Source organism: uncultured Desulfovibrio sp. (assembly GCF_944327235.1).
Taxonomy (GTDB): Bacteria; Desulfobacterota; Desulfovibrionia; order Desulfovibrionales; family Desulfovibrionaceae; genus Desulfovibrio.
The window spans coordinates 1-9,651 of sequence record NZ_CALVHE010000091.1 but is presented as its reverse complement, the minus strand read 5'-3'; the positions used below and the strand labels follow the sequence as shown (position 1 = coordinate 9,651).

The following is a 9,651-nucleotide window of genomic DNA, read 5'->3' as shown; positions in this document are numbered from 1 at the left end:
GAATCCCCCTCCTCCTCTATCAAGAGCCGGAGAAGGCGCGTTCGGCGGCGTCCTCAAGCTGGTTGGCGGTATAGACATCGCGGAGGACGACGGGGCTCCGTGCCCCCTCCCCTGCCGGGAAAAGCGCGGTCAAGGGGATGCTGCGGCTGCCGAGGGCGTCCAGCAATCGCATGGCGAAGGCGTCGGGGTTGGTGAGATCGACGCGGACGAGTTCCATGCCGTAGCGGGCGCGGAGGCTGCGGAGGCGTTCGTCAGTGAGGACGGTGGCCTCGAGGAATTTGCAGTTGGGGCAGTAATCGGCGGTGAATTCAAGGAGCAGGGGTTTGGCGCCGAGTTCCGCCACAAAGTCTTTGGAGGAGAAGTCCTTCCAGTGCGGGAGGGGGGAGACGGGGCGCAGCACCCAGACGAGGGCGGCCACGAGGATGCCCAGACAGAGCGTGCCCACGAGCCGCCGTCTGAGGGTGGGGGCTGTGGGTCCGCAGAATTGCCCCCAGAGCCATGCGCCCAGGGAGACGAGGAGCAGGACCATGAGCACCTGCATATGTTTGGCCACGGGCAGGATGGAGAGGAGGTAGAGCGCCGTCCCCAGCAGGCAGAAGCCGAGGAAGCGCTCGAAGAGCTTCATCCACGCGCCGGGTCGGGGCAGGACGCGGGCGAACTGGGGCCAGATGCTGAAGATGATGTACGGCAGGGCCATGCCCACGCCCACGGACCAGAAGATGACGACCAGCACGATGAGCGACTGGGTGAAGGCCCAGCCCAGCACGCCGCCGAGCATGGGGCCGCTGCAGGGGGTGGCGAGGAAGGTGGAGACCAGGCCGGTGAGGTAGGATTGGAGGCGGGGGTTACGGCTGTCCGTCCCGGCCTTGAGGTCGATGACCGGCAGGGTGAACACGCCGAGCATGGAAAGCCCCATGAGGAAAACGAGCACCAGCAGCACGAGCAGGATGCTCTCATGCTGGTAGAGCTGCCCCCACATCATGTCCGCCGCGCCGAAAAGCAGGCCCAGCGCGGTGAAGAGCGTCAGCACCCCGGCGGAGAAGAGCAGGTTATGCTCCCGGAAGCGCCGCAGGCCCTCCTTGTCCGCCGCACCGCCCATGAGCAGCAACCCGCTGACCTTGAACGTCAGCACCGGCAGCACGCAGGGCATGGCGTTGAGCAGCAGACCGGCCAGCAGGCCCACCAGCACGGCCATGCCGAAACTGGAGATCTCGAAGGTCTCGGCCTCGTAGCGGGGTTCCAGCGCGAAGTCGAATTCCGCCGGAGCGGGCAAGGCGCTCTCCTGACGGCCGCGGCCCAGGAAGGCTTCCACGGACTGCGCCATGCTGTCGCCGCCGCCGGTGGCCGAAAAGCGCGGTCCGCCCTCGTAGGCCGCGTCCGCTCCCACGGGCTGCCGCCGGGAAAGTTCCCGCCAGTGTCCGTACCAGAGCTGCCGCGCGGCCTCCGGCCACGGCTGCGCTGGCAGCTCGCCGCGCAGCTCCTGGTCCACGGGCAGACAATGGCGCGACGAGCACAACAAAAGGCTGACGTTGAGCGTGTAGGAAAGCTTCTCCGCCGCCGGGCCGCCGTCTTGCGGGGCTTGCGCCGCGCCGCCGGGCAGGGGCACGCTGTCGCCCGACAGGGACACGCTGTCGCCGGGCAGCGGCATGGCCGCCCCGGACGGGACGCCCACGCCCGGCTGTGCCGCCTCGCCGGAGCCGTCCCCGGACGCGTCCGGCAACTCGGCATACAGCCGCACCGTATCCTCATAAACAAAGACGGTGGCGTCGGGATCGTAGATATCCCGTTGCATGGCCCCGTCAGGATACCAGACCGGCAGCGGTTTGCCGCCGTTGACCGACAGGCGCAACGTCGTGGGACGGCCCGCGTCCCCGGCCTGATGGGCATAGGCATGATAACCGGGCGGGATGGTCAGTTCCACGACGAGCAGACGCCTGTCGCCGTCCCGCGCCGCCTCCACCCGCACGCCCACATCCTGCGCGCGGGCGGGCACGGCCAGCATCAACAACAAAAAGACAAGCAGCAGCGCCCGTCCATGACTCATGACATATCTCATAGCTTTTCCAGAGATGGGCTCCCTCTCCCCTCTTAGCGCGGATCCGCATTGGGATCGTGTCCAATCCCAATGCTGACGCCGCCCGACCCGAACCAGGCGGGCCGATCGCGTTTTTCCGCGACACGACAGCCGTATGGTTTGGGACGCAAAGCGTTTCAAACTGAAAATGCCCCGCTCCCCGCCTCCGAACGCCGCCAGTCCCTGTCCGCTCCCCACGGGGCGGGCAGTCGCGGGCATCCGCCGGGGCGGACGCGGCACGGGGGGACGATACGGACGACGCCGGAGACGACAGCCGCCCCTCGATGCGGCGGCATCCCGCCCGCGTGTGACCGCTTGGGACAGTCGCACATATGCCCGTGCGTGACCGCGCGGGACAGTCGCACATATGCCCGCGCGTGACCGCGCGGGACAGGCCCCGGCAGGCACGCCTCCCCGTGGGCGCCCTCCTCCGGCGTATCCCACAGCGTGCCCCACGGCGGGGCATCTCCCCCGAATGTTGCCCCTCCCTACCACAAAAAAAAATTTTTTTCCTCCCCCAAAAAAAGCGTTGACAAGCAGCCCCCCTGCGCGTACAAGACAACTCACGCACAGCGGGTCATTAGCTCAATTGGTAGAGCAGCTGACTCTTAATCAGTTGGTTCGGGGTTCGAGTCCCTGATGGCCCACCAGAGAAAACAAGCCCTTGCGGTATCCCCGCAGGGGCTTTTTTCATATGCGGACTTGTTTTCACGCGCGGTATTTTCGTGCACGGGACTTTTTCCAGACGCGGGACTTTCACGCGCAGAACTTGTCTTCGCGCGCGGGACTTTTTTCTTGCCGGGCGTGCGGACGGCGTTCCCGCGCGGCCCACGCCCTTTCGGGAGCGCATCCCCACGCCGCAAAACGTCTTGCCTTTGGAAAAGGGCATGACGCGAGGCGGCGTCGCGCCGCCCCGTCCAAAGAGCGAATTCGCATTGAAATCGTGTCCGATTTCCATGCTGACGCTGCCCTCACACTACGGAAAAAGCGTGGTTTTTCCGTGTGTTCGGTTGCGGGTAGTCGCTCTCGCGACTACCCGAGCAATCCACATTTTCAATGTGGAATTGCTCAAAGCAGCCGGAAAGACCGCGTTTTCCCCACGAAGCGACAGACCGTACGCTTTGGAAGGCTGCGCGTCCCAAACGGAAAATGCGAGGCGGCAGCACAGCGCCGCCCGGCCGAAACCAAGCGGAAAGACCGCGTTTTTTCCGCGAAACGCCAGGCCGTATGCTTTGAAACGCAAAGCGTTCCCAACGGAAAATGCTCTATGGAGCGCAGGCGGCAAGGAAGTGGGAAGTTTCGCCCACAGCCTGCAGGAGTTGTTCCCGTATCTCGCGGGCCGATGCCGCCAGATCCACCGCGGCAAAGCGGAGCTCGTGTCCCTGGATGACGACGGCTCCCTGTATTCGCTCCCCCACTGCCGGATAGAGGAGTACCCCGACGGCGGTATCGGCAAGCGTATCCTCCCCTCCCTCCTGAGAGCGCAAGTAGGCGTATATCTGATAAATATGTCCGCTGCGCAGCGTCTTTTCCCGATAATGGCCGACCTCCAGCATGGACGTGAACTTGGTATCGACGACGATACGCCTCCCCGCGTCCCGATCTGTCAGAATGATGTCGGTACGCATCGCGGGAAATATCTCGTCCATCCCCTTGCAGAGGTTCGACCGCTGCTGCCAGCGCAGCGCCGTGCCCGCCTCGACCTGCCAGCCGTCAGGGGAAAGCACCACATCATAAAAGCCCGCCACGCCCTTTTCAAACAGCTTCCGTAACCAGTGCACATCCTCCCTGTCCGGGCGGGAAAGGAGGACATCTCCCGCCGATTCCGACGGCAGGGCAAAGTCGAAGATCAGGCGCGCCGCCGCAAGCATGGCGCCATCTTCCGCGTCATGCCGGCCGATACGCTCACGGGATACCTCCTGACGTGTCGGCCGTTCCCCGCGTACGCCCATGTGCCGCAACGCGCGGCCCAGCGAACGGCAGCGACACGCCAGATCTCCCCCGCGGACAAGCCCGGCGGCTTTTTCCAAAGCTGCCAGCACAAAACGGTTGCGTACCGTGTCCACGGTCAGCTCGTCATAGCGGCAGGCCACCTTGCCGCGCTCCAACAGATGCTCTCGCTCCGTCCGCAGCAGATCGACGCGTCCCCGCAGACGGCACAGCACTTCCTCTCGATGCCGATAGCCCGGACGCAGACTGTGCCGGATGCGCTTCTCCACACGGCGGCACAACAGTTCCGCCAGTATGTCCGGGAGCTCATCGGGCATGTCCTCCACTGCCACACGGGCGCTGTCGAGTTCCCGGAACAGCGGCGAGGCATAGAGCATGAGCAGCCAGAGATTGCGTACCGGGATGCCGCCGCTCTTCCCGCATGAGATCAGGCTGTCGGAGGGTCGCATATCGTCATCATTCCAACAGCAGTTTTTTGGCCGCGAGGGCCTCATCCGGTGAATCGTACCAGTATTCGTCAAGCAGCGGACCGATCTCCGTTACAACGATCTGACGGAACCACTCCCCGGCATTCTCGATCTTGCTGTCGGCAGATGGCGTGACATAGCTGTGCCCCACCCGGTACTGCGGCCCGAGACCGGCCTTCCCGGCTATAACCTTATTCAGCTCCTCAAGCTTTTTGCCTATCCTTTCGAGTTCATCCTTCGGCACGCCGCAATGCGCATGGACCCAGCCCCGCCATGCGTCCGAAAAGACCGGCTCAAGCTCCATGAAGGTAAAACGGCGGCGCAACGCCAGATCCACCAGCGCAAGGGAACGATCCGCGATGTTCATGGTCCCGATGATGTAGAGATTCGGAGGAAGGTAGACACGCTCACCGTCCGCGCGGCGGTACGCAAGCTCCAGCGCCGCATCGGGCGTCCGCTTGTCCGCTTCCAGCAGGGTCAGCATCTCCCCGAATATCTGGGCCGGATTGCCGCGGTTGATCTCTTCGATCAGGATGACATGCACCTTGTCGGGGGACTTCCCGGCCATGTCCGCCATCTCGAGGAACGGCCCGTCACACAATGTGAGCCTGCCCTCGCCCGCCGGACGCCAGCCGCGGATAAAATCCTCGTAGGAAAGGGTCGGATGGAACTGTACGGCACGCAGGCGGCCGTCGTCGCGCTCTCCCATCAGGGCATAGGCCAGCCGCCGGGCCAGCCAGGTTTTCCCCGTGCCGGGAGGCCCCTGCAAGATCAGGTTTTTCTTGTTGCGCCAGCGGGCAAGCATCATCTCCAGTTTTTCCCGCGAAACAAAACACCCCTCCTCCAGAATGCGCTCCACGTCATAGCTGCCGGACGCATCAGCCGCCGATACGGCGGAGACGGCAGGCTGCGTATCAGGAACTACCGGGGCCGCTTTCTGGGTGGGGATCGCCTGCTCCCCTGCATAAGCGGCAAATGACAAGGCCGGAAAGGACTTGATGGAGGAGTCCGGTTTACGGAATTGCTCCGCAAGCTTGTTCCGCACTTCCAAATATTTTTCCGCGTTGCAGCACCCCGAGGAAGGATATTCTATGTGGATGCCACAGTATTTCTCGATATATATCCGGGACGGACTATCCAGGGGCGGAAAGAACCAGGGGCGCGTCCAGTACAGCCCGATGCTGAGGTTCCACTTGACATTGCGCCGGGAGATCGCCTCATCATAGGCGGCACGGAAAGCGTCCTCGGCCACCGTGTTGCCGTCGGGATCGGCGTTGCCGTCGGAATCGGCAAGGTCGATGGCCTTGGCGAACACGTCCCACAGCACGTCTATGTCGTCCTCCCCGCGCTCCTTGCTGTAGGCAAAGAACCGCGACCCCAGATTATTGAGATAAGGGATCCCGTTGAAGGTTTGCGGAACCGCCTCTGAAACGCCCAGCAAACGGGCAAGCCGTCCCGCCAGAAGGCGCTGATTGGCCAATGTTATGCCTCGATTGAAAATACCGATCGTCGTGAAAGGACAAATGTCCCGCAAGGGGACGATCGTCCCATCCGCCAGCTTGTCCCGCAGGATGGAAAGGCAATCGACATCAGATGCGATCTCGTGGATGCCCTCGATCAGCTCCCCGCGCCTCTTCCGAAAGGTCAGGAGCTTGTTGGCCATTTCCATATAAAACCCCGTCCAGCCGAACTCTTCCTTTGCTCCGGCTGTCTGTTCCACGTCCCCCGGCCGGGAGGCGGCCATATCCTGCTCGTGAAGTCCCATACAGTTCCCCCTTTCGCTCTCCGGCCGCACGACGGATCTTCGTTCGCCTCGCCGGGGCAGGATATCCCTTTGAAAAACTCGCCCCCGCTTCCCTACGCCAGCGGCTCGTCCGCCACGGGCAGGTCCGCGCACAGGCGGGCGCGGGCCTCTTCCGGCAGGTCGTCCAGCTCAACCGGCGTGAAGCGCCGCACCTCCCGGCCGTCCGGCAGGCGGGCCATGCCCAGGAATTCCGCCCTCGGCCGCGAAAAAAGCGCGTGCTCCGACGGGTAGAGCGTCCGATAAATGACGATGGGCGAATCATCGCGCGTATCCAGTCCCTCGCCCACCACCTGATAATATTTTCCCTTGAAATGCCGGTACACCGCGGCCATATCTCCTCCCTCGCTCCGGGGGGATGCGTCATCCCGCCCGCCGCGACTCGCTTTTTTCAGGGAGATAGCATCAACACCGGGGGAAGTCCATCTTGCGGGCACGGCCCTGCGGGCCGCCTTTCGGTCGCGCTCTGCTGTCGATGCTCGTAGCTTCCTCCGTCGCAACGAGCACGGCCCTGCGGGCCGCCTTTCGGTCGCGCTCTGCTGTCGATGCTCGTAGCTTCCTCCGTCGCAACGAGCACGGCCCTGCGGGCCGCCTTCGGTCGCGCTCCGCTTTTGGGGGAAAGACGGAGAGGGAAGCCTCCTTTCCGTCAGACGACCAGCGAATGGCGTCATCTCCCGACGGCAGGGGATCGACGCCACGGATGTGGGTCACAGTCCCGGAAAGAGGGAAAAGAGCATGGACAGGAAAACGCCCAGAACCAGCCCCCCGGTCAGTATGCACACCAGGATGACCAGAAAGGCTATGCCCACCAGCATCAAAACGATATTCCTGATATCCCGATAGAGCTTGCGGTATCTTTTACGCATCAGGCAGCATGACCTGTTCAGCAGGAACAGGCTCACCAGATACAAGAAGATCTGCACAAGATCGACAGGCAGGGACAGGTTGGACGTCGGTCCGGCCATGAGGCTGTTGGAAAAGCGACGCTCCGTCAGGTAGACATCCAGCAGCGTTATGGCGAGGCTGCACAGCAGGGACAGTCCCAGCAAGCGGGCGAGCCGCTTCTCGGTGTGCCATCCCTGCCGCTGCGCCAGCCGCCAGCCGGTCAGCGTCAGCATCGCCACGGGCACGAACACCATGAATGTCCATTTCTGGGTCGAAGGCTGACACACGAAAGGGAGGGACAAGAGCAGGAGCTCCCCCGACAGCAGCAGGACGAACAGCCGCCTTGCGCCGCCGTCCCCGGCGGGCCGGGCCGCCTGTTCGGAGCCGTCGGACATGGGCGGGGGCCCCGGCAAAATGATGCCCGATAGCGCCAAGATGCCTCTCTCGATGCGTCGGCAGACCGTGCGGAGCCTTCCGGGCAGCAGGGGGAACGACTGGAACAGCAGATGCAGGCTCACCGCCGAAAGGAGGAGTTGCAGCAGCCAGCCGCAGCGGACCAGCCAGCGCGCCACGTCGTCCGTACCGAAGCCGGAAAGACGACGCTCCGCCAGAAAGCCATCCAGCAGCGTGGTGACGAGGCAGCACAGCAGGGCCAGCCCCAGCAAACGGGCCTGTCGTTCCTGATCGTCCCAGCCCCGCCGCCGGGCCAGCCACCAGCCCGTCAGCGTCAGTACCGCCACGGCCGCCAGCGGTGGATAGGCCCATTCCAGGGCCGAGAGCAGCCACAAGGCGGGGATGGACAAAAGAAGCAGCCCCCCCGTCAGCAGCGGGATGGACAGATATTTCGCGCCGTCGTCCCCGGCGGACCGGAACGCTCGTTCTGGATAGTCGGACATATGGCAGGACCCTCGCTTTCGTGTTTGTCTTTTCCTTCCCTCGACCGCGAAAAGGGCGCGTGCCCGTCACGTGCCCGTACGGGGAGCGCGTCCGATACGGCCGAGGGACGGCTGTCGCGGCCATCCCGTCCCTTGCCTGCCGCCCGTCGCCGTCCGCCTTTGGGATGCCGTCAGACAGCGGCCCGCATGGCCTGTCCCCTCTTCAGACGAGAAAGACGGCAAGGAGGGCGGCAAGGAGCAGGATGATGCCGTACACCGGTGCGAAAACCAGCAGGAGGAAGCCTCCAAGCTCCACGAGATTGTGGGACATCGGGTATCCGGAGATGGGCCGCCGGGTCAGCAAGGAGCTGACACTCCACAGCAGACGCACGCCCACCAGACAGACGACCCCACATTGCACCATACGGATGCCCCAGCGGCACGCGTACAGATCCAGATGTTCCAGGCGCTCGAACACGCGGCCTATGCCGCCGCCGATCCTCAGCTCGATCTCCGGCAGGAAGGACTCCAGCAGAGGGATGACGAAACAGTACAACACGGTCCGCCGAAGAAAAAGGGCCTGCGCTTCCTGTCGGGCGCATCCCCACCGCCGCGCCAGCCACAGCGCCGTCAGCGTCAGCGGCAACGCGGGCACGAGCGGCAGGGATGCCAGCCACCAGGGCATATGCATCCACAGGGGAAGGATGGAAAGGAGAAGGGCGCATATCGTCAGCAGCAGGCAATCTATGATCCGGGAGCGGCCCTTACCGGCGGACCGGGCCGCCTGCCCAGACACGGCTGACCCGGCGGACACGGCTGACCCGGCGGACACGGGACGGCATCCTTTCGGCAAGACGGCCTCCTCGATGCCCGCGGATACCATGCGGCGCCGTCCGGGCAACAAGGCGAACGACCGGTACAGCAGATGGAGGCTCCCCACCGAAAGCAGGAATTGCAGCAGCCGGACGCACTGGGCCAGCCAGTACCGCCCTTCCAGCGTACCGATGTCATAGACGGGGCACGCCACCAGGAACATCTCCAGCAGCGTGATGGCGAAACAGCGCAGCAGGGACAGTCCCAGCAAACGGGCGTGCCGTTCCTGATCGTCCCAGCCCCGCCACCGGGCCAGCAACCAGCCCGACAGGGCCAGCGGCGTCACGACCGCCAAAGTCAGCAGGGCCAGGGGCACCAGCGGCGGATGCGTCCATTTCAGGGCCGAGAGTATCCACATGGCGGGGATGGACAGCAGCAGGAAGCCCCCCACCAGCAGCAGGACGGACAGGAGCACCGCTCCGTATTTTCCGGCGGGCCGGGCCGACGCGGGCGGGAGCGCTCGTTCAGGACATTCGGACATATGGCAGGAGCCTCGTTTTCGTGTTTGTCTTTTCCCTTTTTCTTTTCTTCTTCTTTCCGGCACTGGATAGCGGATGTTACCCAGCGGGGACAAGGGGGCTTCTTTTTCATCTTGCGCTGGATAGCGGCTGTTGCCCGGCATCCGGGCTGGGACGCCTGCGCGGCGGGCGGCAGGGGGCAGGGGCTTGCGCAGCCCCTTGCCCCCTACGACCCCTTACCCCGCGTTGGGGTCACCATCCCTGACGG

General features: G+C 64.2%; 6 protein-coding genes and 1 tRNA gene. 1 reads left to right on the top strand and 6 read right to left on the bottom strand.

Translation table 11 applies throughout. The features are described from left to right. Nucleotides 1-19: 19 nt before the first annotated feature. The gene (locus Q0K00_RS10270) at nt 20-2,044 is read right to left on the bottom strand and encodes a cytochrome c biogenesis protein CcdA (protein WP_297229226.1); all 2,025 of its coding nucleotides are present in this window, start codon (nt 2,042-2,044) and stop codon (nt 20-22) included. 604 nt (nt 2,045-2,648) lie between these two features. Between Q0K00_RS10270 and Q0K00_RS10265 the strand changes: the two genes are divergently transcribed. Further along, nucleotides 2,649-2,724, top strand: a tRNA-Lys gene (locus Q0K00_RS10265). 615 nt (nt 2,725-3,339) lie between these two features. Here Q0K00_RS10265 and mcrC read toward each other — a convergent pair. The 5 genes from mcrC to Q0K00_RS10240 all read right to left on the bottom strand — a co-directional run bounded on the left by mcrC (nt 3,340) and on the right by Q0K00_RS10240 (nt 9,406). Further along, nucleotides 3,340-4,473, bottom strand: a complete 1,134-nt coding sequence (gene mcrC, locus Q0K00_RS10260; RefSeq protein WP_297229225.1) for a 5-methylcytosine-specific restriction endonuclease system specificity protein McrC — start codon at nt 4,471-4,473, stop codon at nt 3,340-3,342. A 7-nt stretch (nt 4,474-4,480) separates the two neighbouring features. Next, nucleotides 4,481-6,256: an AAA family ATPase gene (locus Q0K00_RS10255; protein WP_297229223.1), complete on the bottom strand. Its 1,776-nt coding sequence runs from the start codon at nt 6,254-6,256 to the stop codon at nt 4,481-4,483. Between the two features lie 92 nt (nt 6,257-6,348). Then, a complete protein-coding gene (locus Q0K00_RS10250) occupies nt 6,349-6,627 on the bottom strand; it encodes a DUF1653 domain-containing protein (protein ID WP_297229221.1) in 279 nt (92 codons plus the stop codon). A 372-nt stretch (nt 6,628-6,999) separates the two neighbouring features. Next, the gene (locus tag Q0K00_RS10245) at nt 7,000-8,073 is read right to left on the bottom strand and encodes a hypothetical protein (protein WP_297229219.1); all 1,074 of its coding nucleotides are present in this window, start codon (nt 8,071-8,073) and stop codon (nt 7,000-7,002) included. A 202-nt stretch (nt 8,074-8,275) separates the two neighbouring features. Beyond that, a complete protein-coding gene (locus Q0K00_RS10240) occupies nt 8,276-9,406 on the bottom strand; it encodes a hypothetical protein (RefSeq protein ID WP_297229217.1) in 1,131 nt (376 codons plus the stop codon). Nucleotides 9,407-9,651: the final 245 nt, after the last annotated feature.